The following is a 24,535-nucleotide window of genomic DNA, read 5'->3' as shown; positions in this document are numbered from 1 at the left end:
TGCCCGACAAGTCCACCTATCGGCGGTATGCCCGGCAGCGGCCGCGCCAACCGGCCCGACCGCCTACAGCCAGCCCGCGAACTCCAGCAGCAGCTCGCCGTCCCGCCGCCGTCCCGCCGCCAGCGCCCGCACCCCGGACTCCACCGCCCGGAAGAGCGTCCAGCCGCGCAGCCGGTCCCGGTCCACCTCCAGCGAGTCCGCCAGCCGGTTCACCCGCCGCCTCGCGCCCGACGCGCCCGCCGAGGTGGCGACCTGGTCCTCCAGCCGGTCCCGGCACAGCCGGGCGAGGTCGTACTCCCGGTCGCCGACCAGCGGCTCCGGACCGACCGTCAGCCACGGCGCCCGCTCGCCCGCCAGCACCTTGCCCTGGCGGAAGTTCCCGTGCAGCAGCGCCTCTTCACCCGGCAGCGCCACCAGCTCCTCCCGGGCCGCGAGGGCCGCCGCGACCAGCGGCTCGGCCTGCGCGGGCGCGGTCGTGAACACCGCGCACTGGCGCCCCGTACGCTCGGCCACCGTCTCGAAGGGGTGGTCCGCCGGGGGCGCCACCCACAGCCGCCGGATCGTGCCCGCCGCCTCCAGCAGCGCCTTCGCGTCCGGCAGCGAGCGCAGCGAGACCTCCGGCTGGAGCCGCTCCAGGAGCAGCGCGCCGTCGTCCTCGCCCCCGCCCGCGGCCGCGTCCGCCGTGTCGAGGACGCGTACGGCGCCGAAACCCGCCCAGTGGTCCAGCGCGGCCCGCTCCCGGTCCGGCCGGGCCCCCGGCGGCGCGATCTTCAGCGCGGCCGGGCTGCCGTCTGGATAGCGCACCAGGACCACCAGACTGCTGCGGCCGCCGGGGGCCTGCACCCGCTGGGCGAGCACCCCGCGCCGGGCCAGCGCCTTCCCGGCCAGCTCGGGCAGCCGCCCCAGCCACTGGGTGTTCTGCGACGGATCCGGCGTCTCGCCGAGCGCCCGTACGAGCCGCTCCGGCGGTTCGAAAGCCATGCGTGCGGGGTCCCTTTCAGCTGTTGCGGACTCGTTCAGCGCGTTCCGCGAGCCCAGGGAAGGCTACGCCGCCGCCGCGCCAGCGTGCCGCGCGGACCGCGGCCGCGCTCAGCGCGTCGGCCGCCTCCCGGCGCAGCGGACCGTCCGCGGCGCGCACCAGATCGGAGTACGCGCCCGCCACCCGCTCCTCGATCTCGGCGGCGAGCCGCTCCGCGTCGCCCGGGGTGCGGACCGGGAACGGCAGCGCGTACGCCGCCTCCGCGGGCTGCGGAGACCCGCCCAGGTCGCGCACGGTGCGGGCGAGCGCGTCACGGCGGGCGAGGTGGACTCCGTAGGCGTCCCGCGCCTCGCCGGAGCGCTCGGGCGCGACCCGGGCGCCGATCACCCCGTAGCCGTAGGCCGCCGCGTGCTCGGCGGCCAGTACGGCCTGGGCGGCGGTCAGCGGGCGGCCGCCGTTGCGGGTGGGTTCCGGCGCCTGCGCGCGGGTCACGGGTCTGGTCACGCCTTGCCTCCGGAGTTCGGGCCGAGCAGGTAGGTGTGCACGGCGCCGCACGCGGCCACCGAGGCGAGCAGCCGGGCCAGCTCCCCCGAGGTCCCGGCCAGGGCGATCGTGCGGGCCTCGGCCAGGTCCCGCTCGGCGGTCGCGAGCGCGGCCAGCGCCTCCGCGGGCTGGGCGGGCACCGGGTCGGCGTTCTTCCCGGCGGTCTTCCCGGGCGGGTTGCCGGCCGCGCCCGTCCCGGGATCCGGCGCGGGGGACCCCGGGGCCGCGGACCCGGAGGGCGAGGGGGACGGCTTCGGGGCGCCGTCGTCCGGGGCCAGCGCCCCCACGTGGGCGGCGACCGCCGAGCGCAGCGGGGCGAGCCGCCCGGCCAGCGGCGGATGCGCGGCGATGGTGGCGTCGTAACGTTCCAGCAGCAGTTCGCTGTCCCGTACCGCGCCCTCCCGGATCGGCCGTTCGGGTGGTGCCTCGGCACTCTCGGCGGCCACCCCGCCCCCCGAACAGCCGGTGAGCAGCGCGGCACCGGCCGCACCCGCGGCACCGGTCAGCAGGCTCCTTCGCGAAGGCATGGTCCAGGGCACGGCGGCGTCCTCGGTGGTCACGGCGGTCAGGAACGGGGGCAGGCAAAGATCACGGTACCCGGGGCTCCGTCCACAGGGCGGACGGCAACACCCCCCGCGACCGGATACCCTGTTGACCTGACACGCGACACACGCGACGGAACCACAACAGCACACGCGGCCGAGGAGTCACCCGGATGAGCACCACCCAGAGCGACAGGCTGCGCGCATTGCTGGAGCCGCTCGTCGCCGCCCAGGGCCTGGACCTCGAAGAGATCGAGATCTCCAAGGCGGGCAAGCGCCGCATGCTGCGCATCATCGTGGATTCCGACGAGGGCGTGGAGCTGGACACCTGTGCCGAGCTGAGCCGGGTGGTCTCCGAGACGCTGGACGCGACCGACGAGATGGGTGAGGACGAGTACGTCCTCGAGGTGAGTTCGCCGGGCGCCGACCGCCCGCTGACCGAGCACCGCCACTACGTCCGGGCGATCGGCAGGCTCGTGAAGTTCCAGCTGGCCGCCGAGGGGGAAAAGGATGCCGGCGAAGTGATCGCCCGCATCCTCGACGTCGACGACGAGGGCATGGACCTCGAAGTACCGGGCGTGAAGGGCCGCAAGGCGACCGCCCGCCGCATCGCGTTCGCCGACATCGCCAAGGCGCGGGTCGAAATCGAGTTCAACCGCAAGGACAAGAAGGAAGAGGAGGCGTAGCCGTGGACATCGACATGAGTGCCCTGCGGGGTCTGGTCCGGGAGAAGGAGATCTCCTTCGACCTGCTGGTCGAGGCGATCGAGTCCGCTCTCCTCATCGCGTACCACCGCACCGAGGGAAGCTTCCGGCGCGCACGCGTCGAGCTGGACCGCACCAACGGCCACGTGGTCGTGTGGGCGAAGGAGGACCCGCGGGATCTGGAGGAGGGCCAGGAGCCCAAGGAGTTCGACGACACCCCGTCGGACTTCGGCCGGATCGCCGCCACCACCGCCAAGCAGGTGATCCTGCAGCGTCTGCGCGACGCGCAGGACGACCAGACCTTCGGCGAGTTCCTCGGCCGCGAGGGCGACGTCATCACCGGCGTCGTGCAGCAGGGCAAGGACCCCAAGAACGTGCTGGTCGACATCGGCAAGATGGAGGCCATGCTGCCGGTGCAGGAGCAGGTGCCGGGCGAGGAGTACACCCACGGCCTGCGTCTTCGTACGTACGTCGTCCGGGTGGCCAAGGGTGTCCGCGGTCCGTCCGTGACCCTCTCGCGCACCCACCCCAACCTGGTGAAGAAGCTCTTCGCCCTGGAGGTCCCGGAGATCGCCGACGGCAGCGTGGAGATCTGCGCGATCGCCCGCGAGGCCGGTCACCGCACCAAGATCGCGGTGCGCTCCACCCGCTCGGGCCTGAACCCGAAGGGCGCCTGCATCGGCCCGATGGGCAGCCGCGTGCGCAACGTCATGGCGGAGCTGCACGGCGAGAAGATCGACATCGTCGACTGGTCGGACGACCCCGCGGAGATGGTCGCGAACGCGCTGTCACCCGCCCGGGTGAGCGAGGTCGAGGTCGTCGACTGGGACACCCGCTCCGCCCGGGTCACCGTGCCCGACTACCAGCTGTCGCTGGCCATCGGCAAGGAGGGCCAGAACGCCCGCCTCGCCGCGCGGCTCACCGGCTGGCGCATCGACATCCGCCCCGACACGGAGCAGCCCGCCGAGGACGGGGCGGTCGCCGACCGCTCCGACCGCGGCGAGCGCTCCGACCGGGGCGGCGACCGCGACCAGCGGTCGGACCGTCCGGTCCGTTAAGGGCCGGTCGGGGAATAAACCGGTACCGGTCGGAGGTTCTCGGCCGGTAGACAGGTGATTACACGACGACGTCCGTTCGATTTTTCGCCCGTAGGGGTGAGGTCGGTGCGGGGAGGTAGACTTAAGCGTGTCTGGCCGGACGCATGCCCGCGCATGCCCTGAACGCACCTGTGTGGGGTGCCGGGAGCGAGCGGCCAAGAACGACCTGCTGCGCATCGTGGCGGTGGGGGACGCATGCGTCCCCGATCCTCGCGGTACGCTGCCCGGCCGGGGTGCCTACGTGCACCCCGCCGTGGTCTGCCTCGACCAGGCGGTACGCCGACGCGCGTTCCCCAGGGCCTTCAAGTCCTCGGGACCGTTCGACACGGTGGAGCTGCGCAAGGCCGTAGAAGGGCCGTAGAGGCACAGCGCAAGAATAGAAGTTGCACGGCACGGATAACCGTGCGGTCAGGTACCTCGCGAGTTGGAAGTAGGTCGAGATTGCGATGAGCACTCGATGAGTACGCGATGAGTACGCCCATGAAGTAGCGACGGTCCGGCGTAACCCGGACCTAAAAGGAGCATTAGTGGCTAAGGTCCGGGTATACGAACTCGCCAAGGAGTTCGGTGTAGAGAGCAAGGTCGTCATGGCCAAGCTCCAAGAACTCGGTGAGTTCGTGCGTTCGGCGTCCTCGACGATCGAGGCGCCGGTCGTACGCAAGTTGACTGACGCACTGCAGGGCCCCGGCGGCAACGCCGGCAAGTCCGCTGCGAAGCCCGGCGCGCCCCGCAAGGCCGCGCCCGCCAAGCCCGGGGCTCCCACCCCGGGTGCCGTTGCACGTCCCGCGGCGCCCAAGCCCGGCGCCCCGGCCCCCAAGCCGGTCGTCGCCGAGGCCCCGGCCGCCGCGGCGCCCAGCGCCCCCGCGCCGGTGACTCCGGCCGCCTCCGGCCCGCGTCCCGGCCCGAAGGCCCCGGCCGCCCCGAAGCCCGCCGTCCAGGCGCCCGCTCCGGTCGCGACCGAGTTCACCGCGCCGCCCTCGGCCCCCGCTGCCCCGCAGCGCGCCGAGCGCACCGAGCGTCCCGCCGGTGCGACCCCCGGCCCGCGTCCCGCGCAGCAGCGTCCGGCCGCGGCCCCGGGTCAGACCGGTGCCCGTCCCGGCGCGCCGCGTCCGGCCGGCCAGGAGCGTCCGGCCCAGGGACAGCGTCCCGCCGCCGGCGGTCAGGCCGCCCGTCCGGGTGGTGCCCGTCCCGCGGGTCCCCGTCCCGGCAACAACCCCTTCACCTCCGGTGGCTCCACCGGCATGGCGCGTCCGCAGGCTCCCCGCCCGCAGGGTGCCCCCCGTCCCGGTGCCCCCGGCGCCGGCGGCCAGGGTGCTCCGCGTCCGCAGGGCGGTCCCGGTGGCGCTCCGCGTCCCCAGGGCGGCGCCGGTGCGGGTCGTCCGACCCCGGGCGGCATGCCCCGCCCGCAGGGCGGCGCTCCGCGTCCGGGTGGTGCTCCGGGCGGTAACCGTCCGAACCCCGGCATGATGCCGCAGCGTCCCGCTGCCGGTCCCCGTCCCGGTGGCGGCCCCGGCGGTGCCGGTCGCGGTCCCGGTGCGGGCGGTCGTGGTCCCGGCACCGGTGGTGCCGGTCGTCCCGCCGGTGGCGGCGGCTTCGCCGGCCGTCCGGCCGGTCCCGGCTCGCGTCCCGGTGGCGGCGGCGGCTTCGGCGGCCCCCGTCCCGGTGGTGGCGGCTTCGGCGGCGGTCCTGGTGCGGGTGGCGGTGGCCGTCCCGGCTTCGCCGGCCGTCCCGGTGGCCCCAATGCCCGTGGTGGCACGCAGGGCGCCTTCGGCCGTCCCGGTGGTCCCGCGCGTCGTGGACGCAAGTCCAAGCGCCAGCGTCGCCAGGAGTACGAGGCCATGCAGGCCCCGTCGGTCGGCGGCATCATGCTGCCGCGCGGTCACGGCGAGACCGTTCGCCTGTCGCGCGGTGCGTCCCTCACCGACTTCGCGGAGAAGATCAACGCCAACCCGGCGTCGCTCGTCGCCGTGATGATGAACCTCGGCGAGATGGTCACTGCCACGCAGTCCGTCTCCGACGAGACGCTCGAAATGCTGGCCGGCGAGATGAACTACGTCGTTCAGATCGTCAGCCCGGAGGAAGAAGACCGCGAGCTGCTCGAGGGCTTCGACATCGAGTTCGGCGAGGACGAGGGCGGCGAGGAATACCTCATGCCGCGTCCGCCGGTCGTGACCGTCATGGGTCACGTCGACCACGGTAAGACCCGACTGCTCGACGCCATCCGCAAGACGAACGTCGTTGCGGGCGAGGCCGGTGGCATCACGCAGCACATCGGTGCGTACCAGGTCGGTACCGAGGTCAACGGTGAAGAGCGCAAGATCACCTTCATCGACACCCCCGGTCACGAGGCGTTCACCGCCATGCGTGCCCGTGGTGCCAAGTCGACCGACATCGCGATCCTCGTGGTCGCGGCCAACGACGGCGTCATGCCGCAGACGATCGAGGCGCTCAACCACGCCAAGGCCGCCGGCGTCCCGATCGTCGTCGCGGTCAACAAGATCGACGTCGAGGGTGCCGACCCGGTCAAGGTGCGCGGTCAGCTCACCGAGTTCGGTCTGGTCGCCGAGGAGTACGGCGGCGACACGATGTTCGTCGACATCTCCGCCAAGCAGGGTCTGCACATCGACTCCCTGCTGGAGGCCGTCGTCCTCACCGCCGACGCCTCGCTCGACCTGCGCGCCAACCCGGAGCAGGACGCTCAGGGTATTGCGATCGAGTCCCACCTCGACCGCGGCCGCGGTGCCGTCGCCACCGTCCTCGTCCAGCGCGGTACCCTCCGCGTCGGCGACACGATGGTCGTGGGCGACGCCTACGGCCGTGTGCGCGCCATGCTCGACGACAAGGGCAACAACGTCGAGGAAGCGGGTCCCTCGACCCCCGTCCTGGTCCTGGGTCTCACCAACGTCCCCGGCGCCGGCGACAACTTCCTCGTCGTCGACGAGGACCGCACCGCCCGTCAGATCGCCGAGAAGCGTGCTGCGCGCGAGCGCAACGCCAACTTCGCCAAGCGCGTCCGCCGGGTGTCCCTGGAAGACCTCGACTCGGTCCTCAAGGCCGGTCTGGTCCAGGAACTCAACCTCATCATCAAGGGCGACGCGTCCGGTGCGGTCGAGGCTCTCGAGTCCTCGCTGCTCCAGCTCGACGTCGGTGAAGAGGTCGACATCCGCGTCCTGCACCGCGGTGTGGGTGCGGTCACCGAGTCCGACATCTCGCTGGCGATGGGCTCCGACGCCATCGTCATCGGTTACAACGTCCGTGCGGCCGGCCGTGCCGCGCAGATGGCGGACCGCGAGGGCGTCGACGTCCGCTACTACTCGGTGATCTACCAGGCCATCGAGGAGATCGAGGCGGCCCTGAAGGGTCTCCTCAAGCCGGAGTACGAAGAGGTCGAGCTCGGTACGGCGGAGGTCCGCGAGGTCTTCCGCTCGTCCAAGCTGGGCAACATCGCCGGTGTCCTCATCCGCTCGGGCGAGGTCAAGCGCAACACCAAGGCGCGGCTCCTGCGCGATGGCAAGGTCATCGCCGAGAGCCTCACCATCTCCGGTCTGCGCCGCTTCAAGGACGACGTCACCGAGATCCGCGAAGGGTTCGAGGGCGGTATCAACCTCGGCTCCTACAACGACATCAAGGTCGACGACGTCATCGCGACGTACGAGATGCGCGAGAAGCCGCGCGCGTAAGCGCGGGGCGGTTCGCACCGTGTCGTAACAACGCAGTACCGGGGCCGGTCGGCGGAATATCCGTCGATCGGCCCCGGCCGTTGCGTGTACGGTTCTGGTGTCCCTGCCGAGCGACGGCCCGGCAGGTCGCCTAACCCGAACCGGCGGGACATCCGGCCACCGCATGTACGTGGGGACTCTGTCCTTCGATCTGCTCCTCGGCGATGTTCATTCGCTGAAGGAGAAACGCTCCGTCGTCCGGCCCATCGTCGCCGAGCTCCAGCGCAAGTTCTCTGTGAGCGCGGCCGAAGTGGGCGACCAGGACCTGCACCGCAGGGCCGAGATCGGGGTCGCTCTGGTGAGCGGGGACACGGGCTTTTTGTCGGACGTACTGGACCGCTGTGAGCGGCTGGTCGCGGCACGTCCGGAAGTGGAGCTGCTGTCGGTACGACGGCGGGTCCACGGTGATGACGACTGACTGCAAGAAAAGAAGGAGACGGACCAGTGGCCGACAACGCGCGCGCGAAGAAGCTGGCAGACCTCATCCGGGAGGTGGTCGCCCAGAAGCTCCAGCGTGGAGTCAAGGACCCGCGTCTCGGTACGCACGTGACGATCACCGACACCCGGGTCACCGGTGACCTGCGGGAGGCCACGGTCTTCTACACGGTGTACGGCGACGACGAGGACCGGGCCAGTGCGGCAGCCGGACTGGAGAGCGCCAAGGGCGTTCTGCGCTCGGCGGTCGGCCAGGCGGCCGGCACCAAGTTCACCCCCACGCTGACCTTCGTGGCGGACGCCCTGCCGGAGAACGCCAAGACCATCGAGGACCTCCTCGACAAGGTCCGCGCCTCCGACGCCCAGGTGCGCGAGGCGTCCTCGGGCGCCACGTTCGCGGGCGAGGCCGACCCGTACAAGAAGCCCGGCGAGGACGACGAGGACGCAGCCGCGGAATGAGCACCGACCGCACGCCCCCGCCGGACGGCCTTGTCATCGTCGACAAGCCGTCCGGCTTCACTTCGCACGACGTGGTCGCCAAGATGCGCGGGATCGCCAGGACCCGCCGCGTCGGCCACGCCGGCACGCTCGACCCGATGGCGACGGGCGTCCTCGTCCTGGGCGTCGAGAAGGCCACCAAGCTCCTCGGCCACCTCGCGCTGACCGAGAAGGAGTACCTCGGTACGATCCGCCTCGGCCAGAACACCCTGACCGACGACGCCGAGGGCGACCTCACCTCCTCCACGGACGCCTCCGGGGTCACCCGCGAGGCCGTGGACGAGGGCATCGCCAAGCTGTCCGGCGAGATCATGCAGGTCCCGTCCAAGGTCAGCGCCATCAAGATCAACGGCGTACGGTCCTACAAGCGCGCCCGTGACGGGGAGGACTTCGAGATCCCGGCCCGGCCGGTCACCATCTCCTCCTTCCAGGTCTACGACATGCGCGAGGCCGAGGCCGAGGACGGCACCAAGGTCGTCGACCTCGTCGTCTCCGTCGTCTGCTCCAGCGGCACGTACATCCGCGCCCTCGCGCGCGACCTGGGCGCCGACCTCGGCGTCGGCGGCCACCTCACGGCGCTGCGGCGCACCCGGGTGGGCCCGTACAAGCTGGACCGGGCGCGCACCCTGGACCAGCACCAGGAGGAGCTCACCGTCATGCCGATCGCCGACGCGGCGGCAGCGGCGTTCCCGCGCTGGGACCTCGACGCGCGGCGCGCCTCGCTGCTCGGCAACGGGGTACGGCTGGAGATGCCGGAGGAGTACCCGGTGGGCCGGTCCGTCGCGGTCTTCGGGCCGCAGGGCACGCTCCTCGGGCTGGTGGAGAACAAGAACGGCAAGGCGAAGTCCCTGGCGGTCTTCGTCTGACGCCGTCCGGCGTCGTTCGACGTGGAGCGGTGAGCGCTCAGGAACTGCCGCTCACCGCTCCACGACCCCCCTCGGGTAGGTCTTTATCCACCCGGGCCCCCTTATTCACCCGTCCGGGCAGGCGCTCGGAGTGAAGAGAGGGAGTGAAGGGGGGCGCTTTTGTATCGGGTCTCCGACGCGCTGGGGGCCGGGCCGACGATGAGGTGCCGCGGTGGACTTTGACGTGCCCCTGACCTGAGCAAGATGCCGATGCGGGCCCCGGAGCAGCGGCATGGCAGTCTTAGACCTGCAATCCCTACGGGTACAACACGGGTTCGGGCGAGGAGCGGTCACAGTGCAGCGCTGGCGTGGCTTGGAGGACATCCCCCAGGACTGGGGACGCAGCGTCGTCACCATCGGCTCGTACGACGGTGTGCACCGGGGTCACCAGCTGATCATCGGACGAACGGTGGAGCGGGCGCGCGAACTGGGGGTGCCGGCCGTCGTCGTCACCTTCGACCCGCACCCCAGCGAGGTCGTGCGCCCCGGCAGCCACCCCCCGCTGCTGGCCCCGCACCACCGGCGCGGCGAACTGATGGCCGAGCTGGGCGTCGACGCCCTGCTGGTGCTGCCCTTCACGGCGGAGTTCTCACAGCTGTCCCCGGCCGACTTCATCGTCAAGGTCCTGGTCGACAAGCTGCACGCGCGCGCCGTCATCGAGGGCCCGAACTTCCGCTTCGGCCACCGGGCCGCCGGGAACGTCGCCTTCCTCACCGAGCTGGGCGCGACCTACGACTACGAGGTCGAGGTCATCGACCTCGTCGTGCGCGGCGCGGCGGGCGGCGGCGAGGCCTTCTCCTCCACGCTCGTGCGCCGCCTGGTCGCCGAGGGCGACATGGAGGGCGCGGCCGAGATCCTCGGCCGGCCGCACCGGGTCGAGGGCGTCGTGGTGCGCGGCGCCCAGCGCGGCCGGGAGCTGGGCTATCCGACGGCGAACGTCGAGACCCTGCCGCACACGGCGATCCCGGCCGACGGCGTGTACGCGGGCTGGCTGACGGCCGACGGCGAGCGGATGCCCGCGGCCATCTCGGTGGGCACGAACCTCCAGTTCGACGCGACCGAGCGGACGGTCGAGGCGTACGCCATCGACCGCGTGGGCCTCGACCTCTACGGTCTGCACGTGACCGTCGACTTCCTGGCCTACGTGCGGGGGATGGCGAAGTTCGAGTCGCTGGACGGGCTGCTGGAGGCGATCGCGGACGACGTGAAGCGGGCGCGGGTGCTGACGGACGTGTACGACGCGCAGCGCTGAGCGGAGCGCTCGCCCGAACGGGTGAGGGCCCGTACCGTCCTTGGACGGTACGGGCCCTCACCCGTTCGGGCGTTACCGGCGCGGGTCTTGCGGCGGCGCAGGCGGCGGCTGCTGCGCCGGCGGCTGCTGGGGCCAGCCCTGGCCGGGCTGCGGCTGCTGCGGCGGGTAGGGCTGGCCGTAGGGCTGCGGGGGCTGCTGCTGGGGTTGGTGGGGCTGCTGAGGTTGCGCGGGCTGCTGGGGTGCGTACGGCTGCTGCTGCGGCTGGCCGTACGGGCTGTGCGGCGGGTACGGGTAGGGCTGCTGCGGGGCCTGCGGGGCCTGCGGGGCCGGGGCCGTCTGGGGTCCGCCCTGCCAGTGCGGCTGCGGCTGGGACTGCTGGGCGCGGACGAAGTCCTCGGCGACGAGGGCCGAGAGGTTGAAGTACGCCTCGCGCGTCTTGGGCCGCATCATGTCGAGGTCCACCTCGGCGCCGGCCGACAGGTGCTCGTCGAAGGGCACCACGACCACCCCGCGGCAGCGGGTCTCGAAGTGCTGGACGATGTCCTCGACCTTGATCATCTTGCCGGTCTCGCGGACCCCCGAGATGACGGTGATCGAGCGCGAGACCAGGTCCGCGTAGCCGTGGGCGGAGAGCCAGTCGAGCGTGGTGCTGGCGCTGCTCGCGCCGTCGACGGACGGCGTGGAGATGATGATCAGCTGATCGGCCAGGTCCAGGACCCCGCGCATCGCGGAGTAGAGGAGCCCGGTGCCCGAGTCCGTCAGGATGATCGGGTACTGGCGGCCCAGCGTCTCGATCGCGCGCCGGTAGTCCTCGTCGTTGAAGGTCGTGGACACGGCCGGGTCCACGTCGTTGGCGATGATCTCCAGCCCGGACGGGGCCTGCGAGGTGAACCGCCGGATGTCCATGTAGGAGTTCAGGTACGGGATCGCCTGGACGAGGTCGCGGATCGTCGCCCCCGTCTCGCGCCGCACGCGGCGCCCGAGGGTGCCGGCGTCCGGGTTCGCGTCGATCGCGAGGATCTTGTCCTGGCGCTCGGTGGCCAGGGTCGCGCCGAGGGCGGTGGTGGTCGTGGTCTTTCCCACTCCGCCCTTGAGGCTGATGACGGCGATGCGGTAGCAGGACATGACCGGGGTACGGATCAGCTCCAGCTTGCGCTGCCGCTCCGCCTCCGCCGCCTTGCCGCCGAACCGGAAGAGGGACGAGGCGCCGCCGGAGCCGCCCGAGCGGTTGCTCTTGGGCTTCTGCTTGGTGCGCAGGAGGCGGTCGGAGGACAGCTCCACGGCGGCCGTGTAGCCGAGCGGGGCGCCGCCGCCGGGGGAGGCCGACGCGTAGCGGGGATCCTGCGGGCCGGGCGCGCCGGGGCCACCGGGGCCGGGGCCACCCGGGCCTCCGGGGCCGGGCTGCGGCCACTGCTGGCCGAGCCGGGGGTCGCCCTGCGGGGGCGCCTGCGGGGTGTGCGGGGGCTGGGGTGCCTGCTGCGCCGGGTGCGGGGCCTGCTGCGGGGCCTGCTGACCCCATGGGGCGCCGGGCTGGGGCGGGTTGGGGGCGGCCGGGTAGCCGTAGCCCTGCGGGGCGTTGGGCGCCGGCGTCGGAGCCTGCGGCGCATGCGGTGCGGGGGCCGGGGGATAGCCGTACCCCTCCTGCGGTGCCGGAGCGGGCCGGTCGTCCCCGTATGAGGGGAACGCGGGCGGCAGCGGCGGCAGTTCGCCGGAGGCGGCGGGCGCCATGGGTGCGCCGGACGCGGACCACGGCGGCGCGGGAACGGCGTCCCGCGGCTCGTCGGCGGCCGGGAACGGTGCCCTCCCGTCGCCCGTCGGGGCGTGGCCGGGAGCCGCGGGGTACGGCGTGGGCGCGTCGCCGGTGGGCGCGTAGCCGGACGCGGGAGCGGAGGCCGCTCCGGGCGCGCTCCGGTAGGGGTCGGGGACGGCCTCCGTGGACGCCGGGTGGGCCGCCGGGGCGGCGGCCTCGGCCGCGCCGGGGTCCTCGGACGCGCTCGCGGGGGCGGATCCGGCCGCTCCCGCCGACGCGTCCGGCTCCGGGACGGCCGTCGGGGCCGTGGCGCCGTCGGCCTCCTTGCCCGGGACGGGCGAAGCGGGGGCGGGGTCCGCCGGGTGCGGTGCGTCCGCGCCGGAGGACGGTACGGACACGCCCTCGGCGGGGGTGGCACCGGGACCGCGGCCCGCGCCGGGACCATCCGGGAACGCGCTCGCCGCGTCGCCCGAAGGGGTGAAACCGGGAGCACCGGCGTCGGTGTACGGCGCCGGGGCGTCCGCGGCCGGGGCGGCGTACGGCGCGCCCGCACCGGCACCGGCCTCCTGGCCCGCCGCCGAAGCGGTGGTGGCGGGGAACGGCGTACCGACCCCCTCGGCCGGGGCGGAGCCGCCCGAGCCCGGCGTCGCAGCGGGCGCGCCGGGGTACGGCGCACCGGCGCCCGGGGCCGTACCCGCCGCGCCGGAGAACGGCGTACCCGCGCCCCCCGCACCGGAGGAGCCGCCCGCATCCGCGGACGGAACCGCACCGGCGCCCGCATCAGTACCGGCACCGGCAACCGCGCCGGAGCCACCCGTGCCCGCCCCGCCCGCGGCGTCCGCATCCGCACCGGGAACGCGCGCCGCCGGGAACGGGGAGCCCCCGGGCGGCGTTTCGGCCGGCCCGGAAGAGGCGGGCCGGGACGGGACCGGGGCGATCCGCATCGTCGACGGGGACGTGACATCGCCCGGCCGGTGGGGTTCGAAGCCGCTGCCCGCCGGGAGGTCCGGCGGGGTCGGGCCCGCCGGGGCGTCCTGCGTGTACCAGGCCGGCGGGGTGTAGTCGATGGTGAACTCGCCCGTCACATCGGGCTCCGCGTCGGACTGATCGTCCGTCGGGACGTCCCACGTCCCGCCGCGGCTCTCGTTCCGATCGCCGTTCACTGGTCCTCCTGGTCTGGTCGAGCACTGGTCCGGCGGCCCCCATCGGCACCGCGCCCACCGTCAGCCTAATCGCGCCCGGGACCGGCCCCCCGACCCGGCCCGCCGCTGGTACGGACCCGGTACACAGCCCGACCGCCCCCGGACCCGGCCCGGCCGTCCGACGCGTCCCACCGGCCACACCGCCCGGGAAGGCCGACGGGAGGGCCCGCGCGAACGTCCCGGAAAACACCGCCCCGGACCGCCCCGACCGGCGTGACGAGGAGCGTCCCCCGCACCCGCTCACCCCACGCTTGCCCGCCCCGCACCCGCCGCAAGCCCGCACACCGGCCCGGCCCGCCAACCCGGCCCCGGAGGCCGGCCCCGCACGCCCCGGTTCAGTCGATCCGCCGCGCCGGCCCCAGCAGACCCGTCTCCGCGTCCGTGCCCTGCGTCATGACGAACTGGCGGTCCCGCGGCGTGCACCACAGTGTCACGCCGTCACCCAGCGTCGGCAGCGACTCCACCGCACCCCGCGGCAGGTGCATCAGCCGCCCGATCTGCGCCGCCTCGTCGGGCGACACCCGCTGCACCCCCACCAGCGAGGACTGCTGGAGCAGCCGCGGCGCGGTCGGGCTCAGGTACGGCAGCAGGGTCAGCACCGACTGCCACGGCCCGGCCACCACCCGGCCGCGCGGCGGCCGCATCCCGCAGTCCCGGATCACCAGGACGGGGCTGCCGGCCGACGCCCCCTGCGGGGGCACCCGGCCCACCTCGTGCAGGGTCACGCACTGCTGCCCGCCGCCCGCGGCCTGCGCCAGCCCGGACCAGACCTGCGCGCGCCCGGTCTCCACCGCGACCCGCGCCCCGGTCGCCGCCGCGCGCAGCGCCAGCACCTGGGCCGTCCACAGGCCGCCGATGAGCGTGACCTCGTACGGCGTGGGGCGGTTGACGCCGAGCACCGCCGGACGGTTCTCGGCGTCCACGCCGATGACCACTCCGTCGTCCCCGATCGGCAGGGCGAGTGCGTCGAGGTCCGCGGCGGGCATCGCGTGCCGCTCCCGGCGCGGACCGACCAGCCCGTATCCCACTCTCATCGTGATCCCGTCCTCATCGTGCGCCTCCCAGCGGCAGCGAAGCCAGTACGCCCGGCAGCTGTTCGCGGTCCAGCCGGACCAGGCCGGTGCGCACCCCGCGCGCCGTGGTCTCCAGCGCCCGGCGCGCCGCGACCAGTTCCTCGTCGCTGCGCCCGGTGATCCGGACGTGCCCGGTCAGGGTCACCCCGTGCCGCTCCGCCGGGGCCAGCGTGAGGCTGAAGTTGGTGGCCAGCGCGGGCAGCGAGGTCAGCAGGGCCACGAACTGGGGCAGCGGCGCGGCGCCGCCGCCCAGCTGCGGCCAGCGCGAGATCCAGTACGTCGTGTGCCGCCGGTCGTCGCAGCGCCAGGTCCGCGGGGTCTCCTCGGTGCGCCGCCCGGGCGTGCCCGAGCGGCCGGCGGCGCGGCCCGCCTGGGTGATCGCCATCGGGTTCGCGCAGGAGGAGGTCGCCAGCGCGGCCGTCAGCTCCTGCTCGGTCAGGACCGTGGCCCGGAACCCGGCGCCGGCGAGGCGGCTGGCCAACTGGTCGGCCGCGCGCACCACACAGCGCTGCGCGCCCGCCAGGCCGCCGCCGCGGGCGGCGACCGCCTCCGGGCACAGTTCGGGGTCGAGCTTGAGGGCGATCCAGGTGAGGCGCACGGCCGGCGCACCCGTCAGGGCCTGCAGGGGCGCGTAGTTGCGGGTGGCCATCGACTGGGCGGGCAGGTGCGGCGCGGGCGCGGGCTGGGTGTGCTGCACCAGCTGCGCCGACTCCAGCCGGATGCCGTCCACTTCGAGGATGTCCCGGACGATGCCGAGCGGCAGCGGGCGCGCGGAGCGGTCGGGGCGCAGCGCGGTCGCGTCCGTGTCCACCTGGACGACCGCCGTCAGGAAGGTCCCGTCGCCGATCATGCCGACCGGGCGGCGGTCGCGGTCGCTGAACGTGAGGGTCCGCAGGGCCGGATCGGCCTCGACGAGCGGAGCCAGGCCGGGCTCCGTGCCGGCGGGCACGGAGGAGGAGGCGGCCCGGCGGCGCCGGGCGCGCAGCGCGAGCGCGGTGCCGATCCACTCGGGCAGCGAGCGCTGGTGCCTGCGGACGACGGCCAGCAGGAGGAGTACGGCCGCCACCACGCCGGCGGGCACCAGCAGCAGGGGGTCCACGACCCAGGCGACGAGCAGCACGGCGGCCGCGACCTGGAGCAGGACCAGCTGTTGCAATCGGAACGGTCCGAACCGCCCCGGCGTCGACCGGGTGTGCGGCGTCACGCCCGAAGCGCCGCCGGCACTCCCCGTGTTCTGCCGGGCGGGCGCTGCTGCGGGCGCCGGCGCGGCCCCGGCGGCCCGCCGTCCCCTCGCGGTCGTCCTCACTCGCGGACCTCCCCTTCCCGGGGCCAGACCCCGTGAGTTCCGGCCGCGCGGCACCTGCCCGCGTAGCCCCGGAATCTCCCCTAACCACCCCAACAAGCCCTGATTACCCCGGTACGGAAGGCACGGAGCGGCGTCCTCACCCTACCCGGCCCCTGCGCACCCTCCGTCAACAGGCATAGTAGGTGCCCGGTCCGACAATCGAGGCCCGGGGACCGGACTCACCGACCGGGCCGTGCGGGGAGAAGCAGGCGGTCATGGCATCACGACGCGATGAGCTGAACGCGTACACCTTTGCGAAGCGGCGCACCGTGGCCGCGTTCCTCCAGCCGTCCGCCACCGGCACCGAGGAGGGCGCGCCGCGCCCCCTGCGCGCGGCCGTGCCGGGCCTGGTGGTGGGAGCGCTGATCCTCGCGGCCTTCGGCGCGTGGGGCATGTTCAAGTCCCAGGCCCCCAAGGGATGGGCGGACCCCGGCGCGAACGTCATCGTCGGCAAGGACTCCACGACCCGCTACGTGGTCCTCACCACGAAGAGCGGCGGCACGACGCAGACCCGGCTGCACCCGGTGCTCAACCTCGCCTCGGCCCGCCTGCTCCTGGACCCGGACAAGTTCAAGGTCATCCAGGTCGCCGACAAGCTCCTCGACGGCGGCAAGCCCCCGCGCGGCCCGATCATCGGCATCCCCTACGCCCCGGACCGGCTGCCCGCGCCGGTCGACGCGGGCAAGGCCAAGCGCTGGGCCGTCTGCCAGCAGCCCGGCGGCAACGGGCACGGCGTGCAGACCGCCACCTTCGTCCTCGCCGACCGCGAGGCCTCCCGGCTGGACGACGCCCGCCGGGTCGCGGACGGCCAGGTGCTGTACGTGCAGAGCACCGGCCCGGCCAAGGAGCGCTTCCTGGTCGACGCCGCGGGGACGAAGTACAGGTTCCCCGAGGGCGCGGCCGGCGGCCAGGGCGCCTCCGACGCGCAGAAGCTCACCAACGCCCTGGTCGGCAGCGGCACTCCGCAGCAGGTCACCGACCAGTGGCTGGCGACACTGAAGCCGGGGGAGGACCTCTCCTTCCCGCAGCTGCCCGGCGCGGCGGGCGCGGACGCGGGGGTCCCGGGGCTGAGCACCGCCGACAACCGGGTCGGCATGGTGCTGCGCGCGGTCACCGGCTCCGGCCCGCAGCACTACGTGGTCCTGCCCGGCAAGGTCGCCCCGGTCACCGACTTCGTCGCCTGGCTGCTCATCAACGCGCCCGCCACCGACAAGCTCAACATGACCGGCAAGGCGCGCGAGGTCGACCTGCAGTCCCTCACCCCGGACACCGTCCCCTTCAAGGGCGACGCCCGCTGGCCCGCGAAGAAGTCCGCGCAGATCAACCGGACCCCCGTACCGGGCACCCCCGCCCCCGCCGCCGGTTCCGGGCAGAGCCCCGACCGGGACACCGTCTGCAACGTCCTGCGCTCGGTCGACGGCCAGGGCAACCAGACGATGAGCACCTGGGCGGGCACCGGCTACCCCATCGACATCACCGCGAGCGGCACCAGCGCCTACGTCACCCCCGGTTCGGGACTCCTCTACACCCAGACCCAGGGCAACCAGGGCACCGCCGGCGGCACCCTGTTCCTGGTGACCGACACCGGCCTGCGCTACGCCGTCCAGGCCAACGGGGACAGCGACGCCGAGCACTCGAAGATCGGGGCCGCCGACCCGAAGGCGAAGGGCTCCGACGGCCGCCCCGAAGCCAGCCAGGCGCAGATCCGGCTGGGCTACGGGAACGTCGTACCGTCCCTGGTGCCGATCGCGTGGTCCGAGTTCCTGTCGAAGGGACCCCGCCTGGACACCAACGCCGCCCGCCAGCCCCAGGGTTCGTGAGGACGCCGATGCCGATGCCGAGCCTCACGCAGATGCCGATGCAGATGCCGATGCGCGCCGCGCACACGCCCGCCGCGCGCCCGCAGCCGCGGTACCGCCGGGCCGCGCTCCGCGCCACCGCCCTCGCCCTGACGGGCGCGGCGGCCCTGACCACGGCGGGGGCCGCTGCCGCTCTCGCGGGCCCCGCCGCCACTCCCGCCCCCGCCGTCCGGCTCGCGGGCGCGGGGGAGTGCACCTTCCCCATGAAGAAGCAGATCGCGGACCGGCCGTGGGCGCTCCAGCGCCTGCTGCTCGACGCGCTGTGGGTGAAGACCAAGGGGAAGGGCGTGCGGGTCGCGGTCATCGACACCGGCGTCGACCGGGTCAACCCGCAGCTGGCCTCCGCCGTCGACGTCGGCGCGGGCAAGGACTACATCGACCCCAAGGGCGGCGACGGGACGAACGACACCGTCGGCCACGGCACCAAGGTGGCCGGCCTGATCGCGGCCCGGCCGCAGGAGGGCACCGGCTTCGTCGGCCTCGCCCCCGAGGCCACGATCATCCCGATCCGCCAGAACGACGACAGGGAAACCGGCAAGGCCGACACCCTGGCCGCCGCGATCCGGCACGCGATCGCCCAGAAGGCCCAGGTCATCAACATCTCGCAGGACACCACCGTGCCGGTGGCCGAGGAGTCCGACCTCGGCAAGGCCGTCCGCGAGGCCGTCGCCGCCGACATCGTCGTGGTCGCCTCCGCGGGCAACGACGGCATGGACGGGCAGAAGCGCAAGACCTACCCGGCGGCCTTCCCCGGCGTCCTCGCCGTCGCCTCCGTGGACCGCAACAACGAGCGGGCCGCCTTCTCCCAGCCCGGCGCCTTCGTCGGCGTCGCGGCGCCCGGCGTCGACATGGTCTCCACCGTCCCCGGCTTCGGCCAGTGCGTCGACAACGGCACCAGCTTCTCCGCGCCCTACGTCGCCGGCCTCGCGGCCCTGCTCCGTGCCCAGAACCCCAAGTGGACCGCCCCGCAGGTCATCTGGCAGATCGAGCAGTCCGCCGAGCGCGCCGTCAACGGACGGGACGACTACGTCGGCTGGGGCGTGGTCGACCCGGTCCGCGCCGTCGCGACCGACAGCGCCACCCCGCCCGCGGGGCCCCCGACCGCCGACCCGGGCCCGCCGCCCGCGGCAGCGCCCGAGGCCGCCCCGCTGGTCTTGGCAGAGACTTCCCAGGAGCGCCAGGCGCGGGTCGGGACGTACGCTCTCGGGATCGGGGCCGTCCTCATCGCCGTCATCGCCGGTACGGCGGCGGTGGCCCGGGAGACACGTCGCAGAAGGCGCCAAGCGGGGCCAAGTGCCCTGTCCTAGACCGGAGTACGGCTTTGCACTCCGTGAATCCGGCGGCCCGGCGGACATAGTTGTTGGGCCTGTCGTATGAAGTAGCTACAGTGTCAATGGACTTCACAAGTGTGATGACGGGAGAGAACCGACATGGTGATGAACCTTCAAGTCGATGACGAGAAGAAGGTCAAGCTCGCAGATGAGATCAACACGTTCCACACTGATCTCTCGGGTCGCATCAACCGGCTGAACGATGTCGTCGACCGCATCCAGGCCGGCTGGCAGGGTGCCGCCAGCAAGGAGTACGACGTACTCCAGCGCGGCGTCAACGAGAACATGAACAAGATCAAGCAGCGCCTGATCGAGCTGGAAGACGCCATGCGCATGAGCGTCAAGGGCTTCACCGCCCAGGAGCAGGAGCGCATCGCCGAGATCCGCAAGGTCAACGGCAACACCAGCTCCATCCTCGGCGTCTGACACACGCCCGCACGGCAGCAACGAACCACAACGGGAGGGAAGACAGCGATGTCACTCGCAGTCAATTACGACACCGTCGCGACCGCCGCGTCCGACGTGCGCACCACCAGCTCGCAGCTCAGCCACGGGCTCGAGAACCTCATGGGCAAGGTGAAGGCCGTCGCCGAGAGCTGGCAGGGTGAGGCCAAGACGGCCTACCTGGAGATCCAGCGCGACGTCACCACCAACATGGACCAGATGAACGCGAAGCTGGGCAACATCGCGAACCTGCTCGACAGCTCGCTCGTCGGCTACCAGGACACCGACAAGGGCAACGCGACGCGCTTCCGGATGGTCTGACCGTATCCGGCCCCGGACATGAGGGAGGGGCCCGCGCACTCGGTGCGCGGGCCCCTCCCGTACGTCCGGCCACGGTCCTACCGGAGGTCGAACTCCCCGTCGCGCGCCCCGAGGACGAAGGCAGTCCACTCCGCCTCGGTGTAGCGCAGCACGGTCCCCGGATCGAGCGAGGAGCGCATCGCCACCGCCCCGTCGGGCAGGTGCGCGATCTCGACCCGCTCCTCGTGCTCCTCGGTCCCCGGAGCGCTGATCCACTCGACACCCGAAATGTCCAGGGCGTACAGCGCGTCCTTCTCGTGTGTGTCAGCCATCGGCACGAATTCCCTTCGGCGGTGCGGGTGGTCACTGCGCGGCCACTCCCCGCATCGTACGTGCGCCCCGCCCCACCCGTCAGCGGTACCGCACCACCCGCACCGCCCGCTCCTACCGGTCCGCCAGCCAGCCCGCCTGGATCAGGGGGGTGCCGCGCTTGCGGGAGACGAAGGTGCCGCGGCCCGGGGGCATCGGGCGGGCGCGGACGTTGCCCAGGATGTCGCCCTCGTTGCGGTCGCCGGACAGGATCAGGCCCTGCGCGCCCAGCTCCTTGACCCGCTGCATGAAGGGCTCGTACGCCCCGCGCGAGGCGCCCGCCGAGCTGCGGGCCACGATGAAGCGGATGCCCACGTCCCGCGCGAACGGCAGGTTCTCCACCAGCTGCGCCAGCGGGTTCGACGCGTTCGTCGACACCAGCTCGTAGTCGTCGATGATCACGAAGAGCTCCGGACCGGTCCACCAGCTCCGGTCGCGCAGCTGCTGCGGGGTGATGTCCGGGCCCGGGGCGCGCTTGCCCATGACCGTCGCGATCGCCTCCATGTGCATCTGCATGGCCGAGGCCATCGGCGCGTACTCCAGCAGGTGCGAGGACGGCACCGCCTCCAGCAGGGTGCGCCGGTAGTCGCCGACCACGATCCGCGCCTGCTCCGGCGTGTACCGCTCGCTGATCTGCTTCGCGATCAGCCGCAGCAGCGCCGTCTTGCCCGACTCGCTCTCACCGAAGATCAGGAAGAACGGGTCGGTCTCGAAGTCGATGAAGACCGGTTCCAGGTTCGTCTCGTCGATGCCGATCGCGATGCCGTGCTGCGGGTACTCGAAGCCCTTCGGCAGCCGGTCCGCGGGCAGCTTGCGCGGCAGCAGCCGCACCGCCGGCGCCCCCGGCCCCGACCAGCCGGTGCGTACGGACTCCACGAACGCGGCGGTCGCCTCCGAGAGCTCCTCCGGACCCGCCTGCCCGTCCACCCGCGGCAGCGCCGACATGAAGTGCAGCTTCTCCGGCACCTGGCCCCGGCCCGGCGCGCCCTGCGGCACGTTCGCCGCGACCTTGCGGTCGAACTCCGAGTCCATGACGTCACCGAGGCGCAGCTCCAGGCGCCCCAGGATCTGGTCCTTGAGCGCCGCGCGCACCTCCATGTAGCGGGAGGCGGTCAGCACGACGTGGATGCCGTACCCGAGCCCGCGCGCCGCGATGTCCGCGACCACCGGCTCCAGCTGCTCGTAGTCGTTCTTGAACTGGCCCCAGCCGTCGATCAGCAGGAAGACGTCACCGAACGCCTCGTCCGCCAGATCGCCCGACGCGCGCCGCCGCCGGTAGGTCCCGATCGAGTCGATCGAGTGCGCGCGGAAGAACTCCTCGCGCCGGTTCAGCACGCCCGCGACCTCCGCGACCGTGCGCCGCACCCGCTCCGGGTCCAGCCGCGAGGCGATCCCGCCCACGTGCGGCAGGTCCTGCACCGCGGAGAAACCGCCGCCGCCGAAGTCCAGACCGTACATCTGCACCTCGCGCGGGGTGTGCGTGAGCGCGAACGACGACACCAGCGTGCGCATCAGCGTCGACTTGCCCGACTGCGGGCCGCCGACGATCAGCAGGTGCCCGGCCGCGCCCGAGAAGTCCCGGTACAGCACCTCGCGCCGCTGCTCGAACGGCTTGTCGATGAGGCCGAGCGGGACCACGAGCCCGCCGGGCCGCGTGTACCCCTCCGCGTGCAGCCCGCGCTCCGCCGAGGGCGCCAGCGCCGGCAGCAGCTGGTCCAGCGGCGGCGCCTGGTCCAGCGGCGGCAGCCACACCTGGTGCGCGGGCACGCCCTGGCCCTCCAGCCGCCCCACGATCACGTCGAGCACCGTGTCGGCGAGCGCGTCGTCCTCGCGCGCCGCCTGCGCCGCCAGGTACGCCGGGTCCGGGGCCGCGTAGACCACCGGCACCGGCGTCGCCGTGAACAGCGCGGGCCGCCGCTCCAGCGGGAAGCGGCCCACCGACAGGTCGGGACCGCCCGAGCGGTAGGTGCCCGAGACGTACGCCGCCTTGAAGCGGGTCATCTCGTCGGTACCGAACTTCAGGTAGCCGGAACCGGGCACCGACGGCAGGTGGTAGGCGTCCGGCACGCCGATCGCGGTCCGCGACTCCGCCGCCGAGAAGGTCCGCAGACCGATCCGGTACGACAGGTAGGTGTCCAGCCCGCGCAGCTTGCCCTCCTCCAGGCGCTGCGAGGCCAGCAGCAGGTGCACGCCCAGCGACCGGCCGATCCGGCCGATCTGGATGAACATGTCGATGAAGTCGGGCTTCGCCGTCAGCAGTTCGCTGAACTCGTCGATGACCAGCACCAGCGCGGCCAGCGGCTCCAGCGGGGCGCCCGCCGCCCGCGCCTTCTCGTAGTCGTGCATGTTGGCGTAGTTGCCCGCCGACCGCAGCAGCTCCTGACGGCGCTGCAGCTCACCGCGGATCGAGTCGCCCATGCGGTCCACGAGGGTCAGGTCGTCGGCCAGGTTGGTGATGACCGCCGCCACGTGCGGCATCTGCGACATGCCCGTGAAGGTGGCACCGCCCTTGAAGTCCGCGAGGACGAAGTTCAGCGTCTCCGAGGTGTGCGTGACCGCCAGGCCCAGCACCAGCGTGCGCAGCAGCTCCGACTTGCCCGAACCGGTCGCGCCCACGCACAGGCCGTGCGGCCCCATGCCCTCCTGCGCCGCCTCCTTCAGGTCCAGCATCACCGGGGCGCCGCCCTCGCCGACACCGATCGGCACCCGCAGCCGCTCACCGGCCGAGCGCGGCCGCCAGGTCCGCGCCACGTCGATGGAGGCCGCGTCCCCCAGGTTCAGCAGGTCCGTGAAGTCCAGATTGGCGAGCAGCGGCTCGTCATCGTCCCCGCCGCCCGTGCGCAGCGGCGCCAGCTGGCGTGCCAGCGCCTCCGCCGCGGGCAGCGACAGGACGTCCGGCACGCCCTCGTACGCGACGCCCGCGCCCGACTCCAGCCACAGCCGCCCCGGCCGCACCACGACCGACAGCCCGCCGCGCGGCTCGTCCAGCTCGCCCGCGACCACCTCGACGATGGTGATGCCCTGCAGCCCCTCGGCCGCCGCGAACACCGAATCCGGCGGCACCATCCCGCCGTCCAGCACGACCACGATGTGCGGCTGGTCCAGCACCGGCTGGACGTCCCGGCTGAACCGCGGCCGCCCCTCCAGCCGCGCCGCCAGAAGGTCCTCGATCTCGCCCAGGTCGTCGCCGAACAGCCGCTTCGTGCCGGCCCCGTCCACCTGCCCCGGCACCTGCGTGTGCGGCAGCCACTTGGTCCAGTCCCACACCGGCACGGCGCCCGGCGCGGCCACCACGGCCACCATCAGGTCCTCGGGGGAGTGCAGCGTGGCCAGCTGGGCGACCAGCGCCCGCGCCGTCCCCCGCGCCGCCTCCGGCTCGCCGGAGACCGTCACGTGGTAGAACGCCCGCACCGACACCGCGACCGGCAGCCCGTCCAGCGACGAGTGCACCTTCAGGAACCGCTGCATCGCGCCCGCCGTCAGCGGCTCCAGCTCGTCCACCGGCGCCGTGTCCGGCGCCACCAGCGGCGTCGCCAGCCGCTGCGCGCCCAGCCCCAGCCGGGCCTGCCCGAAGTCCTCGTCGCCGACCCGCCGCTCCCACAGACGCGAGCCCTCGGCCACCACCGACCACAGCTGCTCGGGCGCCGGGTGCAGGTACAGCTGCGCGTCGCGCTGCGCCCGCGCGGTCCGGCGCACCTGGCGCCGGGTCTGCGCGAGGTACTTGAGGTAATCGCGCCGCACATCGGCCATTTGCCCCTGCGTACCGCGCCGGTGCCGCATGATCTGCGCGATCACCATGCCCACCGTCGACACCAGCATCAGCACACCCATGATGCGCATGAACGACGGCACGTTCGGCATGAAGAAGAACACGACGGAGGAGCCCATGCCGAGCATCGGCAGGAGCTGCATCGCCATGCCTTCCTGCTGCCCGCGCGGGAGCTCCGGCGGAGGCTCCAGCCGCAGTTCGTCCGAAGGTACTTCGGGCGGCAGCGACCGTGGCGGGCGTTTGACGACGATCTGGCTCACCGGAGCATCAATCCCTCGAAAACGGACGGGACGTCGATACCGGCGCCCCCAAGTCCCGGGTGCGGAGCGGGTGTCCTCCGCGCGGAGGTGATCCTACTTGCCGACAGTCCGGCTTATGCCCGGTAGGGTGGCCGCGCGCAGCATGCGCATCCGCGAATC

Annotated in this window: 20 protein-coding genes; 12 read left to right on the top strand and 8 right to left on the bottom strand. The window is 73.3% G+C overall.

From position 1 onward, the window contains the following. Positions 1–63: 63 nt before the first annotated feature. Genes ABZY31_RS11480 through ABZY31_RS11470 form a run of 3 tightly spaced genes read right to left on the bottom strand, consistent with a single transcriptional unit; the run spans position 64 to position 2,082 of the window. Positions 64–981 (bottom strand): aminoglycoside phosphotransferase family protein, encoded by a 918-nt coding sequence (locus ABZY31_RS11480; protein WP_356407767.1) that lies wholly within the window; start codon positions 979–981, stop codon positions 64–66. A gap of 16 nt (positions 982–997) precedes the next feature. Next, positions 998–1,483 (bottom strand): ferritin-like domain-containing protein, encoded by a 486-nt coding sequence (locus tag ABZY31_RS11475; RefSeq protein WP_356407764.1) that lies wholly within the window; start codon positions 1,481–1,483, stop codon positions 998–1,000. Then, positions 1,480–2,082: a hypothetical protein gene (locus ABZY31_RS11470; RefSeq protein ID WP_356407761.1), complete on the bottom strand. Its 603-nt coding sequence runs from the start codon at positions 2,080–2,082 to the stop codon at positions 1,480–1,482. Before ABZY31_RS11470 ends, ABZY31_RS11475 begins: the two co-directional genes overlap by 4 nt. 155 nt (positions 2,083–2,237) lie before the next feature. Here ABZY31_RS11470 and rimP point away from each other — a divergent pair, with 155 nt between their 5' ends. The 8 genes from rimP to ABZY31_RS11430 all read left to right on the top strand — a co-directional run bounded on the left by rimP (position 2,238) and on the right by ABZY31_RS11430 (position 10,674). Further along, positions 2,238–2,750, top strand: coding sequence for a ribosome maturation factor RimP (gene rimP, locus ABZY31_RS11465; protein ID WP_356407758.1), 513 nt, complete (start codon positions 2,238–2,240; stop codon positions 2,748–2,750). Positions 2,751–2,752: 2 nt separating this feature from the next. Continuing rightward, positions 2,753–3,826 (top strand): transcription termination factor NusA, encoded by a 1,074-nt coding sequence (gene nusA, locus ABZY31_RS11460; RefSeq protein WP_356407755.1) that lies wholly within the window; start codon positions 2,753–2,755, stop codon positions 3,824–3,826. A 127-nt stretch (positions 3,827–3,953) separates the two neighbouring features. After that, complete coding sequence (locus tag ABZY31_RS11455) at positions 3,954–4,226, top strand: YlxR family protein (protein WP_356407752.1); 273 nt, start codon at positions 3,954–3,956, stop codon at positions 4,224–4,226. Between the two features lie 166 nt (positions 4,227–4,392). Beyond that, positions 4,393–7,545 (top strand): translation initiation factor IF-2, encoded by a 3,153-nt coding sequence (infB, locus tag ABZY31_RS11450; RefSeq protein ID WP_356407750.1) that lies wholly within the window; start codon positions 4,393–4,395, stop codon positions 7,543–7,545. Between the two features lie 163 nt (positions 7,546–7,708). Further along, the gene (locus ABZY31_RS11445; RefSeq protein WP_356407747.1) at positions 7,709–8,002 is read left to right on the top strand and encodes a DUF503 domain-containing protein; all 294 of its coding nucleotides are present in this window, start codon (positions 7,709–7,711) and stop codon (positions 8,000–8,002) included. Positions 8,003–8,028: 26 nt separating this feature from the next. Beyond that, positions 8,029–8,478, top strand: coding sequence for a 30S ribosome-binding factor RbfA (gene rbfA / locus ABZY31_RS11440; RefSeq protein ID WP_356407744.1), 450 nt, complete (start codon positions 8,029–8,031; stop codon positions 8,476–8,478). Beyond that, complete coding sequence (gene truB / locus ABZY31_RS11435; RefSeq protein WP_356407741.1) at positions 8,475–9,383, top strand: tRNA pseudouridine(55) synthase TruB; 909 nt, start codon at positions 8,475–8,477, stop codon at positions 9,381–9,383. The genes rbfA and truB overlap by 4 nt, the downstream gene beginning before the upstream one ends. A 334-nt stretch (positions 9,384–9,717) precedes the next feature. Then, positions 9,718–10,674 (top strand): bifunctional riboflavin kinase/FAD synthetase, encoded by a 957-nt coding sequence (locus tag ABZY31_RS11430; protein WP_356407738.1) that lies wholly within the window; start codon positions 9,718–9,720, stop codon positions 10,672–10,674. A gap of 72 nt (positions 10,675–10,746) precedes the next feature. On the opposite strand, the gene ABZY31_RS11425 is transcribed toward ABZY31_RS11430, so the two are convergent. The 3 genes from ABZY31_RS11425 to eccE all read right to left on the bottom strand — a co-directional run bounded on the left by ABZY31_RS11425 (position 10,747) and on the right by eccE (position 15,903). Further along, positions 10,747–13,587, bottom strand: a complete 2,841-nt coding sequence (locus tag ABZY31_RS11425) for an SCO5717 family growth-regulating ATPase (protein WP_356407735.1) — start codon at positions 13,585–13,587, stop codon at positions 10,747–10,749. Positions 13,588–13,961: 374 nt separating this feature from the next. Then, entirely contained in the window at positions 13,962–14,660 is a 699-nt protein-coding gene (locus ABZY31_RS11420; protein ID WP_356407732.1) for a hypothetical protein, read from the bottom strand. Between the two features lie 13 nt (positions 14,661–14,673). After that, entirely contained in the window at positions 14,674–15,903 is a 1,230-nt protein-coding gene (gene eccE / locus ABZY31_RS11415; protein ID WP_356407729.1) for a type VII secretion protein EccE, read from the bottom strand. Positions 15,904–16,259: 356 nt separating this feature from the next. Here eccE and eccB point away from each other — a divergent pair, with 356 nt between their 5' ends. From eccB to ABZY31_RS11395, 4 genes are all read left to right on the top strand, one after another. Continuing rightward, complete coding sequence (gene eccB, locus ABZY31_RS11410; RefSeq protein ID WP_356407727.1) at positions 16,260–17,864, top strand: type VII secretion protein EccB; 1,605 nt, start codon at positions 16,260–16,262, stop codon at positions 17,862–17,864. Positions 17,865–17,878: 14 nt separating this feature from the next. Continuing rightward, positions 17,879–19,210 carry a type VII secretion-associated serine protease mycosin gene (mycP, locus tag ABZY31_RS11405; RefSeq protein ID WP_356407725.1) on the top strand — a complete coding sequence of 444 codons (1,332 nt, stop codon included), beginning with the start codon at positions 17,879–17,881 and terminating at the stop codon, positions 19,208–19,210. A 129-nt stretch (positions 19,211–19,339) separates the two neighbouring features. After that, positions 19,340–19,660, top strand: a complete 321-nt coding sequence (locus tag ABZY31_RS11400) for a WXG100 family type VII secretion target (protein WP_356407723.1) — start codon at positions 19,340–19,342, stop codon at positions 19,658–19,660. 48 nt (positions 19,661–19,708) lie between these two features. Continuing rightward, positions 19,709–19,999, top strand: a complete 291-nt coding sequence (locus ABZY31_RS11395; protein WP_356407720.1) for a WXG100 family type VII secretion target — start codon at positions 19,709–19,711, stop codon at positions 19,997–19,999. Between the two features lie 77 nt (positions 20,000–20,076). Here the strand turns inward: ABZY31_RS11395 and ABZY31_RS11390 are convergent, their stop codons facing one another. Then, on the bottom strand, positions 20,077–20,310 hold the full coding sequence (locus ABZY31_RS11390) for a DUF397 domain-containing protein (protein WP_356407719.1): 234 nt from the start codon (positions 20,308–20,310) through the stop codon (positions 20,077–20,079). A gap of 112 nt (positions 20,311–20,422) precedes the next feature. Continuing rightward, positions 20,423–24,376, bottom strand: coding sequence for a type VII secretion protein EccCa (eccCa, locus tag ABZY31_RS11385; RefSeq protein WP_356407716.1), 3,954 nt, complete (start codon positions 24,374–24,376; stop codon positions 20,423–20,425). Positions 24,377–24,535: the final 159 nt, after the last annotated feature.

This window comes from Streptomyces sp. NPDC006529 (assembly GCF_040611795.1).
GTDB lineage: Bacteria > Actinomycetota > Actinomycetes > Streptomycetales > Streptomycetaceae > Streptomyces.
The sequence above is the reverse complement of the archived record's forward strand: the minus strand, read 5'-3'. Positions and strand labels throughout refer to the sequence as shown.

What these genes read in the sequence shown, in the direction of transcription:
- ABZY31_RS11480 (WP_356407767.1), bottom strand. Translation starts at nt 981, where the DNA reads ATGGCTTTCGAACCGCCGGAGCGGCTCGTACGGGCGCTCGGCGAGACG.
- rimP (WP_356407758.1), top strand. Translation starts at nt 2,238, where the DNA reads ATGAGCACCACCCAGAGCGACAGGCTGCGCGCATTGCTGGAGCCGCTC.
- ABZY31_RS11445 (WP_356407747.1), top strand. Translation starts at nt 7,709, where the DNA reads ATGTACGTGGGGACTCTGTCCTTCGATCTGCTCCTCGGCGATGTTCAT.
- truB (WP_356407741.1), top strand. Translation starts at nt 8,475, where the DNA reads ATGAGCACCGACCGCACGCCCCCGCCGGACGGCCTTGTCATCGTCGAC.
- ABZY31_RS11420 (WP_356407732.1), bottom strand. Translation starts at nt 14,660, where the DNA reads ATGAGAGTGGGATACGGGCTGGTCGGTCCGCGCCGGGAGCGGCACGCG.
- eccB (WP_356407727.1), top strand. Translation starts at nt 16,260, where the DNA reads ATGGCATCACGACGCGATGAGCTGAACGCGTACACCTTTGCGAAGCGG.
- mycP (WP_356407725.1), top strand. Translation starts at nt 17,879, where the DNA reads ATGCCGAGCCTCACGCAGATGCCGATGCAGATGCCGATGCGCGCCGCG.
- ABZY31_RS11400 (WP_356407723.1), top strand. Translation starts at nt 19,340, where the DNA reads ATGAACCTTCAAGTCGATGACGAGAAGAAGGTCAAGCTCGCAGATGAG.
- ABZY31_RS11395 (WP_356407720.1), top strand. Translation starts at nt 19,709, where the DNA reads ATGTCACTCGCAGTCAATTACGACACCGTCGCGACCGCCGCGTCCGAC.
- ABZY31_RS11390 (WP_356407719.1), bottom strand. Translation starts at nt 20,310, where the DNA reads ATGGCTGACACACACGAGAAGGACGCGCTGTACGCCCTGGACATTTCG.